Source organism: Brevundimonas sp. GW821-FHT09G01, from assembly GCF_059416065.1.
In genome coordinates, this window is record NZ_JBWKOL010000006.1 from 1 (window position 1) to 22,500 (window position 22,500).

The following is a 22,500-nucleotide window of genomic DNA, read 5'->3' on the forward strand; positions in this document are numbered from 1 at the left end:
GGGCTCGACCGGTGCGGTCGGGACCGCCGCGCCGCTCGCGGACCTGCATTGGGCCGGCGGCGGCGGCGGCGGCGGTGGAGCCGTCGCGTCGGGCGGCGGCCATGCCGGCGGGGCCGGAGGGGCCGTGGGCGGCGGCGGCGGAGGCGGGGGCGCGGGCGTGACCGCGGGCGGCGTCGGAGGCTCCGGCGCGCCCGGCGTCGTCTGGCTGATCGCCCAGGGATGAGGTCCGCCATGCACGCCGACTGGACCCCCGACGAGGCTGAGACCCTGGACCCCGACGCCCGGGAAGTCCCGCTGCGGCTGACGAAGGATGAATTGCTCGCGTCGGCGGACGTGGGCTGGCGGCGCCACGGATGGCGCCTTGATGAGATGGAGGACGACCGATGACCGATCCTGCGATCCCTGAAGAGGTCTCGCCGCTGGCCGAGGGGCGGTGGCTGTGGCGCCGCCTCTATGTGTTCGCCACGAGCGGCGTCGCCTGGCTGCTGCTGGACCGGCTGATCCCCTTGGTCCCCGCCGCCGCGGCGCCGCGGCTGGTCGAGGGGCTGATGAGCCTGCTGGCCCTGACCATGGTGCTCTATCTGGTCGCGCCCAGCGCGCAGCAGCTGATCGTCAGCCTGCGCCTGCTGCGGCCCGGACCGGGCGGGGAGGGACGCTGATGGCCTTCCGCCTCTCCACCCGCTCCCTGACCCGCATGGCGGGCGTGCATCCTCGCCTGGTCGCCGTGATCCAGGAGGCGATCACCCTGACGCCGGTGGACTTCATGGTCACCGAGGGACTGCGCACGCCCGATCGCCAGGCCGCCCTGGTGCGCGCCGGGGCGAGCCGGACGAAGAACTCGCGTCACCTGACCGGCCACGCGGTCGATGTCGCCGCCCTGATCGACGGGCAGGTGCGATGGGACTGGCCGCTGTATCCCCGCATCGCCGCGGCCTTCAAGGCCGCCGCCGCCCGGCAGGGAACGGCCATCATCTGGGGCGGCGACTGGACGACCCTGCGCGACGGCCCGCATTTCGAGCTCGACCGGAAGGTCTTTCCGTGAGCCTGCGACCCCTCCTGCGTCTTCTGACCCCGGCCGGCGTCGGGCTGGCCGCGATCATCCTGATCGTCGTCCTGGTCATCGCCGGGCGCGGACTGGGCCTGCACTGGGACCCGTTCGGTCTCGGCGCCCGGCGCCTGGAGCGCGCCGAACGGCAGGCCGAGGCGGCGACCGCCGAGGCTCAGGCTCGCGGGCTGGAGGTCGAAGGCGCGGCGGCCCAGACCCGTCGTCTCGAACAGCAACATCAACAATCGGTCGATCTGGCGCGGGTCACCGCCGCCGCCGAGGCCGAGGCGAGGAACGCCCATGACTCCGATCTCCCGCTGGCCCCTGATCGCGTCGATCGCCTGCGCGGTCATGACCGCGAGCTGTGCCGCCTCGCGCCCGCCGTCTGCGTCGCCGCCCCGGCTGGTCTTGCCCCAGGCGGCGTTGACGCCGTGCCGGCTGGACCGACTGCCGGCCGCCCCGACCCTGGCGGATCTTGAGGCGTCCTATATGGCGCGCGGCCAGGCCCTGGCGGAGTGCGACGCCGCCCGGCAGGCGGCGGTCGAGACCCTGCGGGCCGAACGCGCCCTGCAGGACCGCTGGCGGAAGGGCGGATCGTAGGCTTGCGGCAGTTTCTGCAGGCCTTGCCCGGCAGATCTTGCCGGGACCCGGCAGAAATTACCGGGGTCAGTACGTGCTTAACAGGAACTAACGCAGCAAAAACAATGGTCGCTCGTCTGGCATGGCGGAAAAGCGACTGGCCCCGCCCTTGCTGCGGTGTCCCCTGAGCAAAATGCTCCCGGCCGCCAAAATGGCGTCGGACACCTTGAAACAAGGATACTCGTCATGGCGCTGAACAGCGTTAACACGAACGTGGGCGCAATGGTCGCCCTGCAGAACCTGTCGATCACGAACAGCGAACTGCAAACGGTTCAAAGCCGTATCAACACCGGCAAGGTCGTCTCGTCCGCCAAGGACAACGGCGCCATCTTCGCCATCGCCACCTCGCAACGTGCCGAAGTCAGCGCCCTGGGCGCTGTCAAGGACAGCCTGAACCGCGGTCAGTCGGCCGTGGACGTGGCGCTTTCGGCTGGTGAGTCGGTCTCTGACCTGCTCGGCCAACTGAAGGAAAAGGCCCTCTCGGCCACCGATAAGAGCCTGACCACTTCGGCTCGCGCTGCTCTGAACGAAGACTTCAAGGCCATTCGCGACCAGATCGCGACCGTGGTTTCGAACGCCAAGTTCAACGGCGTCAACCTGCTGGACAACTCGACCGGCACGGGTGGTTACAAGGCCCTGGCCAACACTTCGGGTACGACCATCAAGGTGGCGGGTGAAAACCTGTCGCTGGGCGGCGCCAACGTCACCGTCACCGCGACGATGACCATCGGCACCTCCACCCTGGCCGGCACGGCTCTGGCAGCCGTCAACGCCTCGATCGACAAGGTCTCGGCCTCGCTCGCCCGTCTGGGCACGGGTTCGAAGTCGTTCGGCACGCACCTGAACTTCGTCGGCAAGCTGCAAGACACCATCGAAGCCGGTGTCGGCAACCTGGTCGACGCCGACCTGGCCAAGGAAAGCGCCCGACTGCAAGCGCTGCAAACCAAGCAACAGCTGGGTGTGCAGGCTCTGTCGATCGCCAACTCCTCGACCTCCACGCTGCTGGGACTGTTCCGCTAAGGAACTTGACCGGAAGGGCGGGGTCCTAGGGCCCCGCCCAACCGCTCTCCAGTCCCCTTGAAGGGAACCGCCGTTTTAACAACGGTCGGCAGGAGACATGCAAAACAATGCGAAGATTGGCGCCGTAGCCGCTTACGAAATTCCGACCGTCCCCGTCGCCACCGGCGGCGATTTCCATGACTCCAGGGCGCAGCAGGATGCCGAACAGGCCGCTCGCTACCGTCTGGTGATCGAGGAAGGGCCCCGGTCCGGATCCTTCATCTACAAGACGATGGACCGGGTCACCGGCGAGGTCGTCAAGCAGCTGCCCCGCGAACAGGTCGTCGGCCTGATGCAGGACACCGACTACAGCGCCGGCGCGGTGATCGACACCCGGGCCTGACGCATTCGAGACCCCACGAAACGCCGCGCAGGAGCGATCCGCGCGGTTAAGACGCGTGGTGAATCGCTGTTAACCATGTGTGCACGGTTCGTCCTCTAGCCTTGGCCAAACCTCGAAGGGCCGAGTCGGATGACGAATAGCGTCCATACCAATGTCGCCGCGCAGATCGCGCTGCAGAACCTGACCACGACGAACAGCCGCCTGGCGGATGTGCAGAGTCGCGTCTCCACGGGCCTGAAAGTCCAGGGCGCCAAGGACAACGCCGCGATCTGGGCCATCGCCCAGACCCAGCGCGCGGATGTCGGCGCGCTCGGCGCGGTGAAGCAGAGCCTGGACCGCGCGACCTCGATCGCGGACGTGGCCCTGTCCGCCGGCGAATCGATCTCGGACCTGCTGAACCAGCTCAAGGAAAAGGTCACCGCGGCGAAGGACACCTCGCTGAAGACCCAGTCGCGCCAGCTGCTGAACGCCGACTTCCAGGCCCTGATGAAGGCGATCAAGTCGGCGGTGGACAACGCGGCCTTCGACGGCGGCAACATCCTGAACGGCTCGCTGACCACCGGCATCAAATTCCTGGCCAACGCCGACGCCTCGGCCTTCGTGACCCTGGCGTCGAAGAACCTGTCGCTGGGCGGTTCGATCATCGAGCTGTCGCTGAGCGACAGCCTGATGACCCTGACCGGCGCGGCCACGGCGCTGACCAAGCTGGACGATTCGATCACCCAGCTGAACGCCGCCCTCGGCGAGATCGGCGCCCAGGCCAAGCAGATCCAGGCGCACAACACCTTCGTGTCCAAGCTGGTCGACACGCTGGAATCGGGGATCGGCAACCTGGTCGACGCCGACCTGGCCAAGGAAAGCGCCCGGCTTCAGGCCCTGCAGGTCCAGCAGCAGCTGGGCGCGCAATCGCTGTCGATCGCCAACCAGGCGCCGCAGATCATCCTGTCGCTCTTCCAAGGCTAAGCCAGCCGGCGGCTCCCGGAGCGGCCGATGGAAACGGGTTCGGGTCGTCGGCGGTTCGCGCCGCGCGGCCCGAAGCCGTACAAGGAAAGCAACGATCTCAGGGCGTTGACGAAGGCACTCATCAGGCACTCCTCCGTATCCGGCACGCGATAAACGGGTGCTGTCGACCATTGTTCCCTGAGTCGCGGCGGAAGTCGCTCCGAACCCGGCCGTTAAGCCCTCGTTACAGCTCAGGCGTCAGACTGCGCGCGAGGAGCGCTCTGTGATCAACAACAGCTATCTTCTGGGTCTCTACGGTGGAACGGCGTCGCCCTCGACGTCGTACTCGACCCTGAATGCGCTCGCCAAATCCAAGGCCCAGCCGACGCCGCCGTGGTCGACCTCGGTCAAGGCGCCGGAGCAGAGCGCGCTGTTGCGCGCCGCCCTGGGCGGCCGGGACTTCATCAACGAGGGCGCGGCCCAGCTCGATATCAAGGGCGCCTCGACCGACTACAAGAAGCTGTTCGCCCTGTATCAGGGCCTCGAGACCATGAACGCCCTGATCACCCGCGCGGGGACCAAGGGCGTGACCGCCCTGGAGATGACCCAGCTGAACAAGCGGTTCGCGGCGGGCATGGCCGAGGTCGGCAAATGGCTGCCGGGCGCGGATCTGGACGCCATCCGTCTGGTGCAGGGCACCTCGTCCTCGACCAGCAAGACCACCGCCGCCGTGGCGCGGGACGGCGCGATCTCGGTCACGGGGCCGATTCACGAGGGCTCGCCCGACGCGCTGGCCCCGGCCTTCGCCGGCGAGGTGCAGTTCAACATCACGGTCAAGAAGGGCGACAACACCACCAAGTCGGTGGCCATCGACCTTGCGGACATGGGGACCAAGCCCCGGACGCTGACCAATGTGCTGGACCACATCAACGCCAAGCTTGGGGATGCCGGGCTGGAGACACGGCTCGGCCGCGAACTGGTCAAGCCTGAACCCAAGACCATGACCGTCGGCGGCAAGACCGTCACCCTGCCGGCCGGTCCCGACCAGTTCGCCCTGGTGGTGCGCGGCGTGACGACCGAGAAGGTCAGCTTCACCCCGACCACGGCCGCGGACGCCGTCTATGTGGTGCAGGGCTCCGGCACGGCCGGCGGCCTGCAGATGCTCAAATTCCAGAGCGACACCGGCGGCGCCGCGCCCCCGCCCGTCGCCGGCGTCGGCGAGACCCAGTGGGTCGACGGACGCGCTTCCCAGACCGGCCTGCCGGAGGGCGTCGAGACGGTCCGCGCCAGCACCACGGGACCGGATGGTTCGGTGTGGATGGTGGCGGACCTCAAGGCGGGCCCGGACAACCAGCCGATCAAGGGCCAGAGGGACGTCGCGCTGATCAAGCTCGATTCCGCCGGCCGCGTGGTCATGACCCAGGCCATCGGCGCGGCCTCGACCGCCAGCGGCTACGCCATCGCCGTCGACGCCAATGGCCGGGTGGCCGTGGCCGGTTCGGTCACCGGCGCGCTGGACGCGGGCAAGGCGGGCGATGTGACCACCGTCGCCGACAGCTTCGTGACCGTCTTCGATGCGGAAGGGCAGGAGGTCTGGACCCAGCGCCGCGGAGCCCGCGCCGCCGACGAGGCGACCTCGGTCAGCTTCGGTCCCAACGGCACGGTCTATGTGGGCGGGCGCGCCCAGTCGGCCATGACGGGCACGGTCGGCGTGGGCGGCTGGGACGGCTACGTCCAGGCGTTCAGCGAGACCCAGGAACACAAGTATGCGCCCATCGTCTCCAAGGCGGCGGGGGTCTCGCAGTTCGGCACGGCCGGAACCGACGGCGTCGACGCCATCGTGGTGGACGGGAACAATCTCTATTCGGCGGGCGTCGAGGACGGCCGCATCGTGGTGCGCCAGTTCACCCTCGCGGCGGACGGCAAGCCGACCCTGGCCGCCACGCGCGATCTGGGCGACGCCAGCGGCGAGATCAGCGGCCTGGCCGTCGAGAACGGCAAGGTGATCATCAGTGGCACGACCCGTAACGCGTCGCTGGGCGTCGGCACGATCACCACGGCCCACCACGGCGGCAAGGACGCCTTCGTGGCCGTGATCGACGACAGTCTGGCCGCCTCGACCGACGACCGCCTGACCTATGTCGGCGGCGCGGGCGACGACAGCGCCGCGGACATGAAGATCCTGGGCGGCAAGGTCTGGCTGACCGGCATCGCCAACCGGCCCGAGGACGCCAAGGCCACCGATCCGACCAAGGCCTATCTGACCCGCATCGACCCGACGACCGGCGCGGTCGAATGGCGGCGCGACTGGGAAGGGGACGGGGCGCAGGCCAAGCCCCTGACGCTGGCGGTCGCCGCCGGCGGCGCCAGCGTGCTGGACCGGCTGGGTCTGCCGCAGGGCGAGATCGACCAGAGCCAGTCCAAGACCCTGACCAACGCCACCTCCCTGCGGGCCGGCGACCGATTCTATGTGTCGCCCGCCGACGGCGGCCGGCCCGTGGCGGTCACCATCGAAGCCCGGGACACCCTGCAGAGCCTGGGCCGCAAGATCGAACAGGCTTCGAACATGAAGCTGAAGGTCACCGTGGTGTCCGAGACGGCCAAGGGCGCCGAGCCGGGCGATCTGGCCACCGCCCTGCGCACCGGTCTGCAGCGCCTGTCCATCGTCGCACGCGACGGGGTGAAGGGCGCCGTGCTGACCTCGGGCGAGACCGGCCGCGACGCACTGGCGGGGCTGGGCTTGTCGCAAGGCTATATCGGCAAGACGGTCGGCGACGACGTCACCAAGACCTTCGGCCTGGGCCTGCCGACCAACCTGACCCTCACGGACGCCGCCGCGGTCAAGACGGCCGGGGAGAAGGTGCAGGCGGCGATGAAGGCGATCCGCGACGCCTATCGCGCGCTGTCCCCGGAATCGGCCAAGCCCGCGGTCACCGGCCAGGCCCCGGCCTACCTGACCGCCCAGCTGGCCAACTACCAGGCGGCGCTTGCGCGTCTGGGCGGCGGCTGACGCCGTCAACGTAAAGCGTTGACGGGCCCTGCTCCGGCGGGGTTATTGGGGGCTCCATCCGCGCGAGCCTTTCATGCCCAAGGACAACCGTATCCTCATCGCGATCGGCGCCGCAGTCGCCGTCGTGATCGCCGTCATCGTCGGCCTGTTGATGACGGGCGGACGTGATGAGCCCGCCGCGCCGCCGCCTGCCGCGCAAGGCGGGCTGACCGTCTCCGTGGCGGATGCGCCGGGTCTGGATTCCACGCGTGAGCTGCGCTGCTACGTCGACGGCCAGTTCGTCGGCATGGCCACCCTGACCGATTGCGCGCGCCGCAACGGCCTGGCCACGGATGCTCTGGATGTCGGTGTCGATGCGACCGGCAATCTGGTCGCCGCCCCGACCGCCTCCCTGACCCCTCCGCCGTCGGCGCCCCCGGTCGAACTGACCGAGACCCAGCCTGACGCCACGCCGATCGAATCGACCCAGCCCGCTCAACCCGCGCCGCAGCCGGCGGCGGCCGGCGGCGCCTGCCTGCGCTACACGGGATCGGACTGGCGGACGGTGTCGTCGGGCATGAGCCTGAACCAGTGCGTCGTCGCGCTGTACGCCGGCACCTGCGTGCGCCCGGGCGAGGCCCTGTACGGCCGCTGGGGCGAGACGACCCTGCGCCTGGTCCCGCGCCGCGTGGAACAATCGCCCGATAACAACCGCTTCCGCCTGCTGGCGGATCAGGACCGCCGCTGCCAGTTCCCGGATCTCCATTGATGAAGCGCACCTCCATCGTTCTCGCCGCGGGCGTCGGCCTCCTGGCGCTGGGCGCCTGCCAGAACACCACCAAGGCCCCGTTCGATCCGGGCGTCTGCTACGCGGTCGAGCTGGGCAAGGAAGGCGAGGAGCCGACGTTCAACGTCGTCGCGCGCGACCAGCCGCAGATCGAATTCTGCGCCGCCCGTCTTGAAGAGATGCGGCTGCGCTTCCTCAGCCTGGGCGGCAGCCGCCGCGAGGTCATCGGTTCCTACCAGGGCCAGTTCATCTTCATCGACCGCGCCGGCGTCTCCTTCGGCAAGACGCTGGAGGGCTCGCGCTTCATGGCGCTGGCCCGGACCGGAGACGGCCGCCTGGCCATTCCGGGCGCGATCCAGCAGGAGGTGGACGCCCCCCGCGGACCGCCGGCGCCGGTCGCCGCCCCGCCGCGGTAGGGTCCGCTTCGCGCTGGACAGCGTGGAACAAAGGTGGAACAAGTCGCGCTTCTGTGGATTGCGACGACAAATCGGCCCCGGCGGCGCGAAAGCGCGCTAGGCCACGTGAGAACGGCCTGAATCAGCGCGAAAAGCGTGGTGGGCCAGCTAGCTAAAGGAGCTCGATGATGGCGGGCAGCGTCAACAAGGTCATTCTGGTCGGCAACCTGGGCAAGGACCCGGAGATCCGCACCCTCAACTCGGGCGAACGCGTCGCCAACCTGTCCCTGGCGACCTCGGAGACGTGGCGCGACAAGGCCACCGGCGAGCGCAAGGAAAAGACCGAGTGGCACCGGGTGGTCATCTTCAACGAGAACATCGTGAAGGTCGCCGAGAACTATCTGAAGAAGGGCTCGACCGTTTACGTCGAGGGCTCTCTCACGACCCGCAAATACGAGCAGGGCGGCGTCGAGAAATACACCACCGAGATCGTGCTGCAGAAGTTCCGCGGCGAACTGACCATGCTGGGCGGCCGTTCGGACGGCGCCGGCGGCGGTCAGTCGCGCGGCGATGACGACTATTCCTCGGGCTTCTCGACCGGCGGCGCCAACAAGCCCTCGGGTCCCAAGGAAAGCTACGACCTGAACGACGACATTCCGTTCTAGGGAACGGTTCGGCCTTCACGGCCACATTCCGAAATGTGAAGTGTCGGGTGCGGGTCTCGCACCCGGCACGTTCACGGGCTAACCCGGTGCGGTGATCACCCCGGACAAGCCTCACAGCCCGCTCAGCCTCATCGAGATCGGCGCCATCGTCGCGATCGTCGTCATCTGGGGCGTGAACAACGCCGCCGCCAAGGTGGCGACCGAGGTCCTGCCTCCCCTGATGACCGGCGCCCTGCGATTCGCCATCGCGGCGGCCTGCCTGATTCCCTTCGTTCGCCCGCCCTTCCCGAACTGGAAGAGCCTGCTGCTGATCGTCTGCATCGGCGGGCCGCTGCACTACGGCCTCGTCTATCTCGCCTTCTGGCTGGCGCATGACGTCAGTCCGGTGTCCGTCGCGACCCAGCTGTGGGTGCCGTTCACTGCCCTGTTCGCCTTCCTGCTGCTGGGCGAGCGCCTGTCGCGATTCGCCCTGATCGGAATGGGCGTGGCCTTCCTCGGCGTCGCCTGGATGACGCTGGACGCCCACGCCATCGAGGACTGGAAGGGAATCACCGTCGGCGTCGCCGCCGCCAGCGCCTGGGCCATCACGACGGTCATCGCCCGCCGCACCACCTCGATCCCGCCCTTGAAGATGCAGGGCCTGCTGTCGCTGGTCGCCCTGCCGACGCTGGCGTTCGGTTCGGCGATGTTCGAGCGGGGGCAGTGGGAAGCGATCCAGAACGCGGACGGCCTGATCTGGGCCTGTCTGATCTGGGCCGGGCTGGTCTCTTCGGTGCTGGCGACGACCCTGGTCTTCTGGCTGGTGCAGAAACGCGAGGCGGGTCGGGTGACGCCCTATCTGCTGGCCACGCCGGTGGTCTCTATACTGATCGGCTGGTCCCTGCTGGACGACGTTCTGACCCCGCAGATCCTCACCGGCGCGGCCATGACCCTGGGCGGCGTGGCTGTGGTGGCCCTGGCCGAGCGGGGCCTGCGCGCCGGCGCCGCCAAGGCATGAACCCAATAGCTGGAACGAAAAAGGCCCGGACGCTGGGCGTCCGGGCCTGATTCTCTAACGCTGGATCCGGTCCTAGAGGCCGGGGAGCTTGAAGCCCGAGTCGCGGCGCGGCGTGATGGTGATGCCGCCGCGGCCGCCGGTCAGCGCCTGCATGCGGGCGTATTCGCTGGCGGCGTCGATGGTCAGGGCGCCTTCCGACGTCTGGGTCGTGGTCGCGGCCTGGGTCGAGGCGTCGTCGCGGCGCCAGAACATGATGCGGTTGGCCCAGCTCTCTTCCTTGTGGGCCAGATCACCGAACTCGTCGTCGATCACATAGCGCGCCAGCGGGTCGGCGCGGTCGCCGCCGGCCTGGGCCACCAGAATCTGCTCGCCCGGCGAACGGGTGACGGACTGGCGCTGGCCGAGAAGAATCTGACGGGCGGCCGATTCCGGGGCCAGCTCCTGCGGGCGCGGTTGGCCCGGCGCCGGCGGACGCAGGCCGTATTCCGGCGGCACGGTCAACGGGGCGGTCGAAACCGTCAGGAACTCGTCGGGCGTCACCTTGGACAGGCCGATGCTCTGCTGGAGGTTGCTGCACGCGCCCAGCGCGAGCGCGGACACGGCGAGGGTCAGAACGGCGGTAGTGCGAAGACGCATGATCAATCCCGGTGCAGCGCGCCGACAGGCGCACGCGTAAACCCTAGTGGAAGCGGCTGATTACGACTTTTCGGCGGCGAGGCCAACCTTGGCCGCGCGTTCGGAGAGCAGGCTGTCGAGGATCAGCAGAATCACGCCGATGGTGATGGCGCTGTCGGCGACGTTGAACACCCATGGGAAGACGCCGGTGCCCGAGAAGTCGGCGAAGTCGACCACGAAGCCGAAACGGATGCGGTCGATGACATTGCCGACGGCCCCGCCGATGACCAGGCCGATGGCGGTGATCAGCAGGCGGCGGTCGGCCTTCAGCGCCCACCAGCCCAGCAGGCCGGCGACCCCGATCGAGAAGACGCTCAGGAACCAGCGACCGGCGCCGCCGCCGAACAGGCCGAAGCTGACGCCGTCATTGGCCACGAAGGTGATCTTGAAGAACGAGCCCAGCACCTCGATCGAGCGATAGCCCCACAGCTCGCGATCCAGCATCGCGCCGCTGGCGTCGAGCATGTTCAGGCCCGACAGGACCCAGGCCTTGGTCAGTTGATCGAGGACGATCACAACAAGGGCGAAGCCGTAGGCGGCGTAGGCGATACGGGGGATTTTCATTCGGTTCGCTGAAAGATTGAGCGGTTCGGGTTAGCAGCCCGCGCCTCGCGCGCGAAGGGTTTTTCTGGCGGCACAGCGTCGCGGAACCCGGTTTTTCCTTGTCCAGCCGGGCTTCAGGCCCCAGATGTGACGCTTCAACCCGCAAGGATTTCCCCACGCACTCGAAGGAGCGCCGATGACGCATGCCGATGTGGCCGAGCAAGCCGCGCACGTGGCCAGCCACGCCGACAGCCTGATCCTTACCCTGGTCGGCGGCTTCGTGTTGGCCTTCCTGTTCGGGATGCTGGCCAACCGGCTGAAGCTGTCTCCATTGGTGGGCTATCTGGTCGCCGGCATCGTGGTCGGACCGCACACCGGCGGCTTCGTCGCGGACACCGAACTGGCGCCTCAGCTGGCCGAGATCGGGGTGATCCTGCTGATGTTCGGGGTCGGGCTGCATTTCTCGCTGGCCGACCTGATGAAGGTCCGCAAGATCGCCATCCCGGGCGCCCTGGTGCAGATCACGGCGGCGACGGCGCTGGGCTGGGGCCTCGGTCGGCTGATGGGCATGAGCGATCTCGAGGCCATCCTGATGGGGTTCGCCCTGTCCGTCGCCTCGACCGTGGTGCTGTTGCGGGCGCTGGAAGAGCGCAAACAGGTCAAGGGCGACGTCGGCCGCATCGCCATGGGCTGGCTGATCGTCGAGGATCTGGTGATCGTCATCGCCCTTGTCATCCTGCCGCTGCTGGTGATCCAGCCGGGCAGCACGCTGAACGGCGGCGAGCTGGCCGGGTCGATCGGCTGGACGCTGTTCAAGGTCGCGGGGTTCACCGCGGTCATGCTGGTCGTGGGCGCCAAGGTGCTGCCCTGGGTGCTGGTGCGGATCGCCCATACCAAGTCGCGCGAGCTGTTCACCCTGGGCGTTCTGGCGATCGCCCTGGGCATCGCCTGGGTGGCCTACGCCCTGTTCCACTCCTTCGCCCTGGGCGCCTTCCTGGCCGGGCTGGTGCTGAACAGTTCGCCGCTGGGCCATAACGCCGCCGAGCGCTCCCTGCCGCTGCGCGACGCCTTCGCCGTGCTGTTCTTCGTCTCGGTGGGGATGCTGTTCGACTGGCATATCCTGATCGACCGTCCGCTGGCCGTGCTGGGCCTGTTGGCCATCGTCATCGTCGGCAAGTCGATCGCGGCGCTGGCCATCACGACCGTGTTCAAGCTGGACAAGGCGACCAGCCTGACCGTCGCCGCGGCCCTGGCCCAGATCGGCGAGTTCTCGTTCATCCTGGCGGCGCTCAGCGTCCAGCTGGGCGGGATGCGGCAGGAAACGCACGACCTGATCCTGGCCGCCGCCCTGTTGTCGATCTCGCTGAACCCGTTCGTCTTCGCCTTCATCGACCGCATTGGGGCCAAACCAAAAACGCCCCCCAAGATGGAGAGCGTTCCGGTTCGCGACCTGATCTGATCGGAAAGCTTTAGCCGCCTAGAGGACGCCGATCATCGAGGCGACCAGCGGGTGACGGACGATGTCCTGTTCGGCCAGGCGCACCACGGCGATGTCCGGCACGGGCATCAGGCGTTCAGCGATGTCCGACAGGCCGGAGATGCCCGGCAGCAGGTCGGACTGCTGCGGGTCGCCGGTGACCACCATGGTCGAATGCCAGCCCAGGCGGGTCAGCAGCATCTTCAGCTGGACGTAGGTGCAGTTCTGGGCCTCATCGACGACGATGAAGGCGTTGTTCAGCGTGCGGCCGCGCATGTAGCCGATGGGGGCGATCTCGATCAGGCCCTCGGCCATCAGCGCCTTGACCCGCTTCATCGAGAGCCGGTCCGACAGGGCGTCGTAGAGCGGACGCAGATAGGGGGCCAGCTTGTCCTCCATGTCGCCGGGCAGGAAGCCGATCGATTCGCCGGCTTCGACGGCGGGGCGGCTCAGGACGATGCGTCCGACCTTGCCCGCTTCCAGCGCCTCGACCGCCTTGGCCACGGCCAGATAGGTCTTGCCCGTACCTGCGGGGCCGAGCGCCAGGACCAGGTTGTGATGATCGATCATCGTCATCAGCTCGGCCTGGCCGTCCGACTTGGGTTTCAGCGTCTTCAGATAGGCCTGGTCCCGCTCGTCATTCGACGGATTGGGCGACCAGCCCGCATGGGTCGGCAAGCGCCGCACCTTGGAGTCCTGGATGAACTGGCTCGTATCGAGCACCCCGAACTCGCGGGATGCTTCACGGGTCTGACGCTTCAGGGCCGCACGTTTGGTCATGGACGCCTCCAGGGCATGAAAAAAGGCGATGCCGCAAAAGCATCGCCTCGAACGATCGTGGGGAGGAGAGAAGAGGATGCGACGCATCCGCCCGGGTCGGAGGAAGGATCAACTTCCAGCGGACGGAGCCGCCGAACCGAACGCACCACGCGCGTTCCCCCTGCTTGACCGGACCGGGCTTGATCCGGTTACGGATCCGGGGCCGAAATGTCGGTCTCGAATCGCATCAACAGATTGATGCTAGCGTGGTTTACGAAGGCTTAAAGCGCTGATTAAGCCAAAGATGAGGTGATGTTTCGATGACGATCTATGCGTTGGCGGACAAGAAACCGCAGCTTCCGCCTGAGGGCGAATACTGGGTTGCGCCAAATGCCGTGGTGACAGGAGATGTGATTCTCAAACCCGGCGCCAGTGTCTGGTTCGGCGCGGTCGTGCGCGGCGACAACGATCCCATCACCATCGGCCGGGACACCAATATCCAGGACGGCAGCGTGCTGCATTCCGATCCCGGCGAGCCCCTGACCATCGGCGACGGGGTGACCGTCGGGCATATGGTCATGCTTCACAGCTGCGAGATCGGCGACAACACCCTGATCGGCATCGGCGCGGTGGTGCTGGGGCGGGCGAAGATCGGGAAGAACTGCCTGATCGGCGCCAACGCCCTGATCACCGAGGGCAAGGTGATTCCCGACAATTCCCTGGTCATGGGCCAGCCGGGCAAGGTCGTGCGCGAGCTGGAGCCCGGCCAGATCGAGGCGCTGAGGGTTTCGGCCGCCCACTATGTCCAGAACTGGAAACGTTATGTGCGCGACCTGACCGAGGTCGACGCCTGATCAGGCGATGCGGCGGCCCTGAACGGCGGCGAGGCTGAGCGGGGGACGGCCGGGCTCTCCGGCGGCGACCGCGACGCGGGCGGTCAGCAGAGCGGCTCCCTTGGCGAGCGGCGCCAGGGCGGCGGCGGGCGCGAACAGGCCGAGCAGCTGGTCCGGCCGCCCGGTAGGGCCGCGCAGGGGGGCGACCACCATCTCGACCGGAACGGCGGGATCGCCGGGCGCGAGGCCGACGACGACCACGGGGCGGGCTTCACGGACGGACTGGGCCAGGGCGGCCTCGATCAGGTCGTTCGAGGCGGGCCGCCACAGTGCCGCCAGCGAGTCTCCCGCCAGCGGGCGGCGATAGAACAGCTCCAGCGCCGTCCCGGCGAGGCGCAGCATGGCCTGACCGTCCTGCCAGTCGGCCACGAAGGCGCGGGGCAGGCAGCGGCCGAGAGCCTCGGGATACAGCCCGGCGCGCGCCGGAATCCCGCCGCGGACGTCCGCCGCGCGGGCCAGGCCGGTCCAGTGATCGATCAGCAGCTGCGTATCAGGGTGAAACACGACATTCGTCTCCGGACGGAATGCCGCAAGGGGCGGGCCGCGAAGGCAACGGAAACGCAAGGCTTTTGGCGTCTGATGCAGTTTGGAACGGTCCGCGTGCTTTGCGGATCGCGCGAAAACTCATCTGGAGGTCGGCCCATGGGGGTGCGGATCATGACCTGGCTGCCGGCTGCGGCGGGCTTTCTGGCCCTCTCGGCGGTCGCCGACGACGCCGCGGCCCAGTGCAACGGCGGCTGCCCGCCGCCGCCGCCGCCGTGCTGCGAGCCCCCGCCTCCGCCGCCCCCTCCGCCGCCTCCGGTGTGCTGCCAGCCGCCTCCGCCCCCGTCCTGTTGCGGCGGCGGCAACCTGAACGTCAATGTGAACGTGAACGCGGCCGCCAACGCCGGCGCCCGCGCCAACGTCGGCCTGAACGCCCGCGCCGGCGGCTTGACCTGGGGCGGCGGTGGCGGCGGTTCGGCCTATGTCACGGTCGATCAACCCTATCCGACCACGATCAACGGCCTGATGGTCGAGGGTGCGCGGGTGCGCGAGACCGTGCGCGTGCCTTATGAGTCGCGCCGCCGGTGGGAGAAGCGCGTGGTCATCCAGGCCGTGTGCATCGACGACCGCAACATTCCGCACCCCGCCTCCCAGGTGCGCCCCGACCGCGAGGTCGACGGTTCCTATGAAGGCGAGCTGTACCGCTGCCTGGCCGGCGCCTCGCTGCAGTTCACCTGGGCCGAATATCAGGGCGAGGTCCGCTTCGACCACGGCGAGACCGTCAGCTGCCGCAAGGGCGAGGCCCTGTGGTACGGCGGCGGCAATGTCGAGTGCCGGACGCAGCGCGCCGAGCGGGAGTGCAACGAGCGGTCGCTGCTGCGCCGTTACGGCGCCGGGGTGAAGATCCTGACGTGGATGCGCGAGGAGACCTACACCGAGTATCGCGAGGAAGTGGTCGAACGCTCCGGCATGGCCGTGTCCGGCGGGGCCATGACCCTGGACGGCGGGGTCGGCGGCCGGGTGTTCTGATGGGTTGAACGGCGCGTTCAGCCTGCCGTCAGGCGCGAACGCCTAGAAATATGGGGTCGTCGGCTCTCCGCCGGCGATCCTGAGAAGCGAAACTGGCCCCGGTCCTGAGACCGGGGCCTTTTTTATCGCCTACTGCTGGGCCTGGGCCGAAACCACGATGGCCTTCCAGGCGGTGTCGCCGCGCAGGTACTGGCGGGCCAGGGCCTGAACGTCAGCCGGGGTGACCGCTTCCAGGTCCGAGATGTGGGTCAGGGTCTGCTCCACATCGTTGGGACGCTCCGCCACGTCGGACAGCTGGGCCAGCCAGTATTCATTGCTGGCCTGGCTGCGGCGCAGGGACTCGATCACCGGCAGGCGGGCGCGGTTCAGTTCGTCCTCGGTCGGCGGGGCGTCCCGCAGCGAGGCGACGATCGACTCAACCGCAGCGTAGAAGGGATCGACCTTGTCAGCCGCGATTTCCGCCCGAACGGCGACCGAGCCGTAGCCGCGGTAGGTGTCCGAGGCGCTGGCGCTGGTGTTCGGAGAATAGGCCAGGGCCTGCTTCTCGCGGATTTCGTCCAGCACGCGCAGCTTCATCACTTCCATCATGACGGAGATCCGGCGGGCTTCGGTCCGGTCTTCCACGGCGTCGGTGGTCGGCCAGGCGATGTAGGCCAGGGTCTGTTCGGCCGGACCGTTGTGGGTCAGACGAACCGGCTGGGGCGTCGCGGCGGGGAAGCGCAGTTCGGTCGCGCCGGGCGCCGGGCGGGCGGCCGGACCGCGACGGGGCAGGGCGCCGAGCGTGGGGGCGATGGCCGCGATGGCGTCATCGACGGTCACGTCGCCGACCACGACCACGTCGATCGGGCCGGTGCTCAGGCCGGTCGTGATGCCGGCGCGGGCGTCGTCCATGGTCCAGCTGGCCACTTCCTGCGCGGTCGGGAAGGATTCGCGCTTGTCGCCGCTGGCGAGCAGGCCCGAGGCCTGCACCTGGAAGGCGCCGCCGGGGGTCGCCATCTGCTGCGCCACGATCTGCGGGAACAGGCCCTTGATCTGCTCGAAGGGTGCCGCGCGCAGGCCCGGATCGGTCAGATAGGCGGTCAGGACCTGCATCTCGAGGCCGAGATCCGCCGGACGGGTGGCGCCCGAGAACGAGTAGCTGTCGCTGTCGACCGAGAAACCGGCCGAATAGACGTGGCCGTTCAGGACGCGGTTCAGTTCGTCGAAGGTCAGACGGCCGAGGCCGCCCGGAGCGACGTAGAAGCCGGCCAGCGCCTGCGGGGTCGAGCGGTCGGTCGGCAGGCCTTGTTCGCCGATGCCGGTGTGGACGCTGACCAGAATCTGCTCGTCACGGAAGTCGGTCGGCTTGACGGTCAGGCGCACGCCGTTGGCGAAGGTCACCACGGTGGCGCCGACTTCGGCGATCTCGCGGCGGTTGGCCACCGTGCCCGGGGTTCCGAACTGGGTGTAGGGCCATTCCAGCGCGGCCTGGGCGGCCGGGGCGGAGACGGGAACCTGACGCGAGGCCGTCAGCGCGGCGGTGACGGCGGCTTCACCGCCCTCGATCTCGACCGGCGTGACGACCAGGGCCAGCGGGCCGCCGCCGGTGAAGACCGTCTGCAGCTTGCTGTTGACCTGCGCCGCCGTCAGGCCGGCGACCGCGGCGTTGAGCAGGTCGAGGTTGGTTTGCGGCGAGGAGAAGACCGTGCGGCCGTTGACCGCGTTGGCGATGCTGCCGGCCAGGGCCGGCGTCCGGCGCGTGGCGGCGCCGGCGACGGCGTTCTCCAGCGCGGTGCGGTACTCGGTGATCTCGCGCTGCAGTTCAGCGTCCGAGACGCCGTACTGAACCAGACGGCGCTGTTCCTGGTCGATCGTCTCCAGCGCGGGCTTCCAGCCGCCCGGATTGAAGCTGGCCGAGATCGAGGCGATGTCCAGGCTGTCGATGAGGGTCGACTGGCCGGCGCTGGCGCTGGTGAACGGCGGGTTGTCGCGGCGCGAGATCTCACCCAGGCGGCGGTTCAGCACGGCCAGGCCCAGGTTGGTGATCAGGTTGTCGCGGCGCTCGGCCACGGTGTCGGGATCCAGGTCCGGGGCCTTGGTCCAGTTCAGCTGGATGTTCGACTGGATGCCCGGCTCGACCAGGATGCGGGTTTCCGGCTGGCGCGGGGCGACGGTGCCGAGGTCCGGCTCGGGACCATCGGCGGCCTTGGGCTGCCAGCTCTCGAACGCGCCGCGGATCTTGGCTTCCATGACATCGACGTCGAAGTCGCCGACGGCGATGAAGGTCGCGCGCGAGGGACGGTAGTAGGCGTTGTAGAACTCGACGAAACGCTCACGCGGCGCGTTGCGGATGATCTCCAGGTCGCCGATGGGCCAGCGCTGCGAAATCCGCTGACCGGGGGCGAGCAGGGCGAACTGGGCCTTGGCGGAGCGCAGGCCGGGCGTGTTGCGCAGGCGCTCCTCGCCCTCGATGACGCCGCGCTCGGCGTCGACGGCTTCGGGGGCCATCAGGGCCTCGGACACCTGTTCGCGCATGATGCGCAGCGAGGCGTCGACGGTCTCATCGTTCGTGCGCGGCAGCTCCAGCATATAGAGGGTCTGGTCGAAACCGGTGGAGGCGTTGGTGTCGGCGCCGAAGGCCAGGCCCAGACGCTCTAGGATGCGCAGCAGATCGTTCTCGGGGATGTTGGTCGTCCCGTTGAAGGCCATGTGCTCCATGAAGTGGGCCAGGCCGAGCTGGTTGTCGTTCTCCATCAGCGAGCCCGCGTCGATCCGCAGGCGGAACGAAGCCTGTCCCGGCGGCGTGGCGTTGCGCATCACGGCGTACTGCATGCCGTTGGACAGCGTGCCGAAGCGGACGTTGGAATCGGCCGGGATATCGCTGGCGCCCTGCGCGAACGGGTCGGTCGGCGCGGTTTGGGCCAGGGCCGGGGCGGCGGCCGTCAGGGCGGCGGCCGAGGCGGCGACGAGCAGAAGAAGGCGGCGTGCGGAACGCATGGTCGGTCGACTCCGATGGCGCAATGAGCCCGTGCGGGCGCGCCGGCAAACAGGAAGGACCGCGATATCTGAAAACGCCGACGCCCCGACGCAACCCTTCGGCGACCGGCCCCTCTTGCTCAAGTTACCGAAGTTTAATGCGACGGCCGCGAGACGTAGAAGTTGGCCGAGTTGCCGGTGGCCGTGGCGCTGGAGATCACCGCGCGGTTGGAGCCCGAGACGACGGTGTTGGCCTGGGCCGAGACATCGCCGGAGTTGGTCTGGGTGTTGCGGGCCTCGAGATAGCCCTGGCATTCCGAGCAGGAGTAGCCGGTGACGGCGTTGCCCACGGCTTCGGCGCCCACATAGACGTCATAGCCGTTGGTGCCCGAGAAGGTCGCCGTGACGTCGACGCCGCCGGTGTTGATCTGGCTGTTGTCGATCTCGACGTAGATGTCGTTGTTGCCCACTGACAGCTGGTTGCCCGCGCCCGACGCATAGGCTTGCGCACGACCATAGTCATAGGCGGTGGTGGTCGCCGCCGAGCGGATGAAGGACGAGTTGTCCTGTGCCGACTCGGTCACGACCGAGCCACCCGAGTTGTAGCTGTTGGCGTAGTTGCCGACGGCGCGCGCGCGGGAGGCCAGATCCCAGCCGTTGCCGGTATTGGCGCTGGCCTCGGCCTCGATGAAGTCGCCCGTCGAGGTCTGGTCGAAGGCTAGGTTCTGCCCCGAGGTCTGACCGCTGTTCACCCCGATGGCGTTGCCCATGGCCTGGGCCTGCACCTCGGCGGCGGCCGGAACATACTGGCTGTCCAGACGGCTGTAGGCCCGCACGGTGGCGGAGGACGATTGTTCGATCGTCCCCTGCACGACGCTGCCTTCGCCATATAGGGAGACGCTGTTGGAGGTCGCCGTGGCCGATACGACGCCTCCGGCCAGCAGGCGCGCGTTCTCATCGCCGACCTCGGTCAGCGCCCCGACCAGACCGCCGGTGTTGCGCTGGGTCGCCTCGACGGTGACGTCGGCGTCATAGCCGCTGACCGCCAGATAGTTGCCGCCCGCATTGGACTGCACCGCGACGGGACCCGAGGTGTCGCCGCCCAGGGCGACCGAGGTCGTGGCGATGGAATCGCCCCGCATGTCCTGCGTCGAGCGGACCGTGACCGTGCCGTTCTCGACCGCGCCCGAGGCGGTGTTGCCGTTGGCGGTGGTCCCGACCGTCACCTGATCCTGGGAATCGACCACATTGAGCGTCTGGTCGGCGAAGACATCGCCGAGCTGAAGCTGGTTGTTCAGGACAAGGCTGTTGTCCTGCGGGGGTGTCTGTGCGGCGGCCTCAGTAGCGGCTGCGACGCACATCACCGTCGCGGCGATCGTGCCAGCGAGACGGATCCGCACGGGTCTGACCATTGTTGGTCTCCGTGTTGGGGTAAGCCGGATAGTAGCCGCCGGTCGCGCCGACCGTGCCGCCCAGCGGGTCCGGACCGGCCTGCAGGCAGACCTCGGGGCCGGGCGCGCCGTACAGATTGGCCATGAACTCGACCGTCGCCCGCTCGATCAGGGCGCGGACGGCCAGCTGGACCGGCTCCAGCGCGCCTTCGCCCGCCGAGATGTCGAAGACATTGCCGTTCAGGAAGTCGAACACCCCCGCCGAGATCTCGCGGCCGATGATCTGCTTCTGGTACGAGACGACATCGACGACCTCGTTCGTGGTGGTCTGCACCAGCCGCAGGTCGATGGCGATGTTCATGACATAGGCCCGGCCGGCGAAGGCGGCCGACAGCGGCGTGTCGGTCGAGGCCTGACCCGCGGCCATGTCGAACCCGCCCGAGCGGATGTTGTGGTTCACCTCGGTGATGCCGCCGATGATGTAGAAGTCGGAGCCCGGCACCGAGCCCGCGATGATGCGGCGGTACTGGATGTCGTCCGCGCCGCCGGGGCCCTCGTCGCCGATCAGGCGGTTGTTGGCGTAGCGCAGCTCCATTTCGGAGATCGAGGTGTCATAGCGCTCGACCATCCGGGCGCCGGACTTGGCCAGGGCGGTCATGGCCATCAGCGAGGCCCCGCCGGTGACCTGACGTCCGCCGTCGGCGGAGACCGTGCCCGTGTAGTCGGCGATCCGGCCCACCGCCATGCGCGGGGAGGGCAGGCTGTAGCGACGGGCGTAGTCGGCCATGCAGTACAACGCCGCCGAATAGGGCGTCGGGTTGGCCGTCACCGGCGCATTGCCGATCGGGGTGGCGTAGACGCCGCGCGAGTTCGCGGTCGCCGAGATACAGCCGCTCAAGAGGGCGGCGGCCGCACAGGCCACCCCCAGGGTCTTGAACAGCCGAAGGGTCCGGCCAGCGCTCATGGAAGCCTCAGGGTGCCGTTGAGGTCGGTGCCGGCGGTGACATTGCCGTTGTTGACCTGGCTGGAGTTGACGATGACCGTGTTGTGGTTGCCCTGGACGACGACGTTCAGGCTGTTGCCGATGGCGGTGGAGCCGCCGATGGTCTGGCCCCGGCCCGCGCCGGTGTAGTTGGAGCCCACGCCGCCCGAGGTGCTGGAATAGGTGCTGGCGCCGGACTGGATGATGCCGTTGACGATCAGCCGGTTGCCGTTGGCGTCGCGGGTCGAGCCTGTCTGGGGCTGGGCCGTGCTGTAGCGCGCGCCGCCATAGCCGGCCGTATAGGTCCCCATGTTGGACGAGCCCGCGGACTGGGCCTGGGCGGCGACGGGGAGGGCGGCGGCGGCGAGCACGATCGCGGCGGCGACCTTCAATCTGGCTGGCATGGCGGCGATTCTCCCCGAAACACGGTTTACCGAGCGCTAAGCACTCCGCGCGCCAATCTGGGACATGGTTATTAAGAACCGCTTGCCAGAACGTCGGACGGCGACGGCGCCGCGAAACACCGGAGGTCGGCCGTGACCGATGCGCCGCCCCGTGAGCGGCTGTTCAACGCGCCGCTGGTGTCGATCCTGGTCGTCATTTCGATTCCCGCACTCTTTATAGTGCAGAGAGAATTGCCCGATGGTGGAGTGAGCCTGGCCTTCCGTCCCGCGTCCCTCCTGGATGGCCAGTGGTGGCCCGGATTGCTGACCGCGATGTTCGTGCACGTGGGCTGGACCCATGCGGGCATGAACGCCCTGGGCGCGCTCGCCTTCGGTCCGCCGGTGGCGCGGCGCATGCCGGGCGCGGCCGGCGCGGTCGGTTTCCTTCTCTTCTATATGGCGTGCGGCGTGGTCGCCGCCCTCGGCTGGGGTCTCCTTCATATGGAGAGCCAGAACCTGGGGGCCGGGGCGTCCGGTGCGGTGTTCGGTCTGACCGGCGCCGCGATCCGCCTGCTGGGCCGCCGCGATGGAGGGCTGAGGTCCCTGACCGACCGGCGCGTGCTGACCATCTCGGCGGTGCTGATGGGGATGAACGTCGTGGTGGGCCTGATCGGCCTGATGCCCGGCACGGCGAGCGCCGGTATCGCCTGGGAGGCTCATGCGTTCGGTTATCTGTTCGGTCTGGTGGCGATCGGGCCGTGGAGCCGGATGTTCAGCGGTCGGACCGGATTTGATTCGAAAGCCGATCCGGGTGATCCTGCCGGCTGATGCGGCCCCGCCGCGGCCGCCGCTCTCAAGGGAAGGGGAGACGCCGCCATGCTGGTCGCCGAGATTCTCAAGGACAAGGGAGACGCCGTCTACGCCATCGCGCCGGGCTTGAGCCTGGCCGAGGCCTGCGGCGAGCTGGAGCGCCGCCGCGTCGGCGCGCTGATCGTATGTCAGGACGACCGTGTGGTCGGGGTTCTGTCCGAACGGGACGTGGTGCGGGCCGTGGCGCGTGAGGGCGCGG

26 protein-coding genes (1 of these 26 only partly in view) are annotated in these 22,500 nt (G+C 68.5%); 18 read left to right on the forward strand and 8 right to left on the reverse strand.

The features are described from left to right. The 13 genes from AC07NB_RS12140 to AC07NB_RS12200 all read left to right on the forward strand — a co-directional run. Positions 1-223, forward strand: a 223-nt coding sequence (locus tag AC07NB_RS12140; RefSeq protein ID WP_494572580.1) for a hypothetical protein, incomplete at its 5' end; no start/stop codon positions are given. 8 nt (positions 224-231) lie between these two features. Then, the gene (locus tag AC07NB_RS12145; protein WP_291835245.1) at positions 232-387 is read left to right on the forward strand and encodes a hypothetical protein; all 156 of its coding nucleotides are present in this window, start codon (positions 232-234) and stop codon (positions 385-387) included. Beyond that, positions 384-659, forward strand: coding sequence for a hypothetical protein (locus AC07NB_RS12150; RefSeq protein ID WP_291835243.1), 276 nt, complete (start codon positions 384-386; stop codon positions 657-659). The genes AC07NB_RS12145 and AC07NB_RS12150 overlap by 4 nt, the downstream gene beginning before the upstream one ends. Continuing rightward, positions 659-1,042, forward strand: a complete 384-nt coding sequence (locus tag AC07NB_RS12155; protein WP_494571484.1) for a M15 family metallopeptidase — start codon at positions 659-661, stop codon at positions 1,040-1,042. Before AC07NB_RS12150 ends, AC07NB_RS12155 begins: the two co-directional genes overlap by 1 nt. Beyond that, positions 1,039-1,524 (forward strand): hypothetical protein, encoded by a 486-nt coding sequence (locus tag AC07NB_RS12160; protein WP_494571483.1) that lies wholly within the window; start codon positions 1,039-1,041, stop codon positions 1,522-1,524. Before AC07NB_RS12155 ends, AC07NB_RS12160 begins: the two co-directional genes overlap by 4 nt. Before the next feature lie 346 nt (positions 1,525-1,870). Continuing rightward, a complete protein-coding gene (locus AC07NB_RS12165; protein WP_291835234.1) occupies positions 1,871-2,704 on the forward strand; it encodes a flagellin in 834 nt (277 codons plus the stop codon). Between the two features lie 97 nt (positions 2,705-2,801). Further along, positions 2,802-3,086, forward strand: coding sequence for a flagellar protein FlaG (locus AC07NB_RS12170; RefSeq protein WP_291835231.1), 285 nt, complete (start codon positions 2,802-2,804; stop codon positions 3,084-3,086). Positions 3,087-3,215: 129 nt separating this feature from the next. Beyond that, entirely contained in the window at positions 3,216-4,049 is an 834-nt protein-coding gene (locus AC07NB_RS12175) for a flagellin (protein ID WP_291835228.1), read from the forward strand. A 262-nt stretch (positions 4,050-4,311) separates the two neighbouring features. After that, positions 4,312-7,038, forward strand: a complete 2,727-nt coding sequence (locus tag AC07NB_RS12180) for an NHL repeat-containing protein (protein ID WP_494571482.1) — start codon at positions 4,312-4,314, stop codon at positions 7,036-7,038. Positions 7,039-7,111: 73 nt separating this feature from the next. Next, positions 7,112-7,786 carry a hypothetical protein gene (locus AC07NB_RS12185; RefSeq protein ID WP_291835222.1) on the forward strand — a complete coding sequence of 225 codons (675 nt, stop codon included), beginning with the start codon at positions 7,112-7,114 and terminating at the stop codon, positions 7,784-7,786. Continuing rightward, positions 7,786-8,220 (forward strand): hypothetical protein, encoded by a 435-nt coding sequence (locus tag AC07NB_RS12190; protein WP_494571481.1) that lies wholly within the window; start codon positions 7,786-7,788, stop codon positions 8,218-8,220. The genes AC07NB_RS12185 and AC07NB_RS12190 overlap by 1 nt, the downstream gene beginning before the upstream one ends. Before the next feature lie 167 nt (positions 8,221-8,387). Next, a complete protein-coding gene (gene ssb, locus AC07NB_RS12195) occupies positions 8,388-8,864 on the forward strand; it encodes a single-stranded DNA-binding protein (protein ID WP_291835215.1) in 477 nt (158 codons plus the stop codon). 91 nt (positions 8,865-8,955) lie between these two features. Next, complete coding sequence (locus tag AC07NB_RS12200) at positions 8,956-9,861, forward strand: DMT family transporter (RefSeq protein ID WP_492312528.1); 906 nt, start codon at positions 8,956-8,958, stop codon at positions 9,859-9,861. Positions 9,862-9,933: 72 nt separating this feature from the next. Here AC07NB_RS12200 and AC07NB_RS12205 read toward each other — a convergent pair whose 3' ends face one another. Both AC07NB_RS12205 and lspA read right to left on the reverse strand, forming a co-directional pair. Then, positions 9,934-10,497, reverse strand: a complete 564-nt coding sequence (locus AC07NB_RS12205) for a DUF3035 domain-containing protein (RefSeq protein ID WP_291835209.1) — start codon at positions 10,495-10,497, stop codon at positions 9,934-9,936. A gap of 60 nt (positions 10,498-10,557) precedes the next feature. After that, positions 10,558-11,100: a signal peptidase II gene (lspA, locus tag AC07NB_RS12210; RefSeq protein ID WP_291835207.1), complete on the reverse strand. Its 543-nt coding sequence runs from the start codon at positions 11,098-11,100 to the stop codon at positions 10,558-10,560. A 175-nt stretch (positions 11,101-11,275) separates the two neighbouring features. Here lspA and AC07NB_RS12215 point away from each other — a divergent pair, with 175 nt between their 5' ends. Beyond that, complete coding sequence (locus AC07NB_RS12215; RefSeq protein ID WP_494571480.1) at positions 11,276-12,538, forward strand: cation:proton antiporter domain-containing protein; 1,263 nt, start codon at positions 11,276-11,278, stop codon at positions 12,536-12,538. Positions 12,539-12,556: 18 nt separating this feature from the next. Here AC07NB_RS12215 and AC07NB_RS12220 read toward each other — a convergent pair whose 3' ends face one another. Beyond that, positions 12,557-13,348 carry a PhoH family protein gene (locus tag AC07NB_RS12220; RefSeq protein ID WP_291835247.1) on the reverse strand — a complete coding sequence of 264 codons (792 nt, stop codon included), beginning with the start codon at positions 13,346-13,348 and terminating at the stop codon, positions 12,557-12,559. Between the two features lie 287 nt (positions 13,349-13,635). Here AC07NB_RS12220 and AC07NB_RS12225 point away from each other — a divergent pair, with 287 nt between their 5' ends. Continuing rightward, on the forward strand, positions 13,636-14,169 hold the full coding sequence (locus AC07NB_RS12225) for a gamma carbonic anhydrase family protein (RefSeq protein ID WP_492312530.1): 534 nt from the start codon (positions 13,636-13,638) through the stop codon (positions 14,167-14,169). Here AC07NB_RS12225 and AC07NB_RS12230 read toward each other — a convergent pair whose 3' ends face one another. Then, a complete protein-coding gene (locus tag AC07NB_RS12230) occupies positions 14,170-14,712 on the reverse strand; it encodes a PAS domain-containing protein (protein ID WP_492312531.1) in 543 nt (180 codons plus the stop codon). A 138-nt stretch (positions 14,713-14,850) separates the two neighbouring features. Between AC07NB_RS12230 and AC07NB_RS12235 the strand changes: the two genes are divergently transcribed. Then, positions 14,851-15,720 (forward strand): hypothetical protein, encoded by an 870-nt coding sequence (locus AC07NB_RS12235; protein WP_492312532.1) that lies wholly within the window; start codon positions 14,851-14,853, stop codon positions 15,718-15,720. 129 nt (positions 15,721-15,849) lie between these two features. Here AC07NB_RS12235 and AC07NB_RS12240 read toward each other — a convergent pair whose 3' ends face one another. The 4 genes from AC07NB_RS12240 to hfaA form a co-directional block, all read right to left on the reverse strand. Continuing rightward, the gene (locus AC07NB_RS12240) at positions 15,850-18,696 is read right to left on the reverse strand and encodes a M16 family metallopeptidase (protein WP_494571479.1); all 2,847 of its coding nucleotides are present in this window, start codon (positions 18,694-18,696) and stop codon (positions 15,850-15,852) included. A 134-nt stretch (positions 18,697-18,830) separates the two neighbouring features. Next, positions 18,831-20,087 carry a holdfast anchor protein HfaD gene (gene hfaD / locus AC07NB_RS12245; RefSeq protein ID WP_494571478.1) on the reverse strand — a complete coding sequence of 419 codons (1,257 nt, stop codon included), beginning with the start codon at positions 20,085-20,087 and terminating at the stop codon, positions 18,831-18,833. Beyond that, positions 20,014-21,030: a holdfast anchoring protein HfaB gene (gene hfaB, locus AC07NB_RS12250; protein WP_291837920.1), complete on the reverse strand. Its 1,017-nt coding sequence runs from the start codon at positions 21,028-21,030 to the stop codon at positions 20,014-20,016. Before hfaB ends, hfaD begins: the two co-directional genes overlap by 74 nt. Further along, the gene (hfaA, locus tag AC07NB_RS12255; RefSeq protein WP_494571477.1) at positions 21,027-21,452 is read right to left on the reverse strand and encodes a holdfast anchoring protein HfaA; all 426 of its coding nucleotides are present in this window, start codon (positions 21,450-21,452) and stop codon (positions 21,027-21,029) included. Before hfaA ends, hfaB begins: the two co-directional genes overlap by 4 nt. A gap of 132 nt (positions 21,453-21,584) precedes the next feature. On the opposite strand from hfaA, the gene AC07NB_RS12260 reads away from it, so the two are divergent. Beyond that, positions 21,585-22,259: a rhomboid family intramembrane serine protease gene (locus AC07NB_RS12260; protein ID WP_492312535.1), complete on the forward strand. Its 675-nt coding sequence runs from the start codon at positions 21,585-21,587 to the stop codon at positions 22,257-22,259. 48 nt (positions 22,260-22,307) lie between these two features. Then, positions 22,308-22,500, forward strand: the beginning of a protein-coding gene (locus AC07NB_RS12265; RefSeq protein ID WP_291837912.1) for a CBS domain-containing protein. It continues 236 nt past the right edge of the window; 193 of the gene's 429 nt are visible here — the first part of the coding sequence; it begins with the start codon at positions 22,308-22,310; the stop codon falls past the right edge of the window.

Coding starts and splice junctions, on each gene's coding strand:
- AC07NB_RS12185 (WP_291835222.1), top strand. CDS start 7,112: ATGCCCAAGGACAACCGTATCCTCATCGCGATCGGCGCCGCAGTCGCC.
- AC07NB_RS12225 (WP_492312530.1), top strand. CDS start 13,636: ATGACGATCTATGCGTTGGCGGACAAGAAACCGCAGCTTCCGCCTGAG.
- AC07NB_RS12170 (WP_291835231.1), top strand. CDS start 2,802: ATGCAAAACAATGCGAAGATTGGCGCCGTAGCCGCTTACGAAATTCCG.
- lspA (WP_291835207.1), bottom strand. CDS start 11,100: ATGAAAATCCCCCGTATCGCCTACGCCGCCTACGGCTTCGCCCTTGTT.
- hfaA (WP_494571477.1), bottom strand. CDS start 21,452: ATGCCAGCCAGATTGAAGGTCGCCGCCGCGATCGTGCTCGCCGCCGCC.
- ssb (WP_291835215.1), top strand. CDS start 8,388: ATGGCGGGCAGCGTCAACAAGGTCATTCTGGTCGGCAACCTGGGCAAG.
- AC07NB_RS12205 (WP_291835209.1), bottom strand. CDS start 10,497: ATGCGTCTTCGCACTACCGCCGTTCTGACCCTCGCCGTGTCCGCGCTC.
- AC07NB_RS12240 (WP_494571479.1), bottom strand. CDS start 18,696: ATGCGTTCCGCACGCCGCCTTCTTCTGCTCGTCGCCGCCTCGGCCGCC.
- AC07NB_RS12175 (WP_291835228.1), top strand. CDS start 3,216: ATGACGAATAGCGTCCATACCAATGTCGCCGCGCAGATCGCGCTGCAG.
- AC07NB_RS12190 (WP_494571481.1), top strand. CDS start 7,786: ATGAAGCGCACCTCCATCGTTCTCGCCGCGGGCGTCGGCCTCCTGGCG.
- AC07NB_RS12155 (WP_494571484.1), top strand. CDS start 659: ATGGCCTTCCGCCTCTCCACCCGCTCCCTGACCCGCATGGCGGGCGTG.
- AC07NB_RS12150 (WP_291835243.1), top strand. CDS start 384: ATGACCGATCCTGCGATCCCTGAAGAGGTCTCGCCGCTGGCCGAGGGG.
- hfaD (WP_494571478.1), bottom strand. CDS start 20,087: ATGGTCAGACCCGTGCGGATCCGTCTCGCTGGCACGATCGCCGCGACG.
- AC07NB_RS12215 (WP_494571480.1), top strand. CDS start 11,276: ATGACGCATGCCGATGTGGCCGAGCAAGCCGCGCACGTGGCCAGCCAC.
- AC07NB_RS12145 (WP_291835245.1), top strand. CDS start 232: ATGCACGCCGACTGGACCCCCGACGAGGCTGAGACCCTGGACCCCGAC.
- AC07NB_RS12235 (WP_492312532.1), top strand. CDS start 14,851: ATGGGGGTGCGGATCATGACCTGGCTGCCGGCTGCGGCGGGCTTTCTG.
- hfaB (WP_291837920.1), bottom strand. CDS start 21,030: ATGAGCGCTGGCCGGACCCTTCGGCTGTTCAAGACCCTGGGGGTGGCC.
- AC07NB_RS12165 (WP_291835234.1), top strand. CDS start 1,871: ATGGCGCTGAACAGCGTTAACACGAACGTGGGCGCAATGGTCGCCCTG.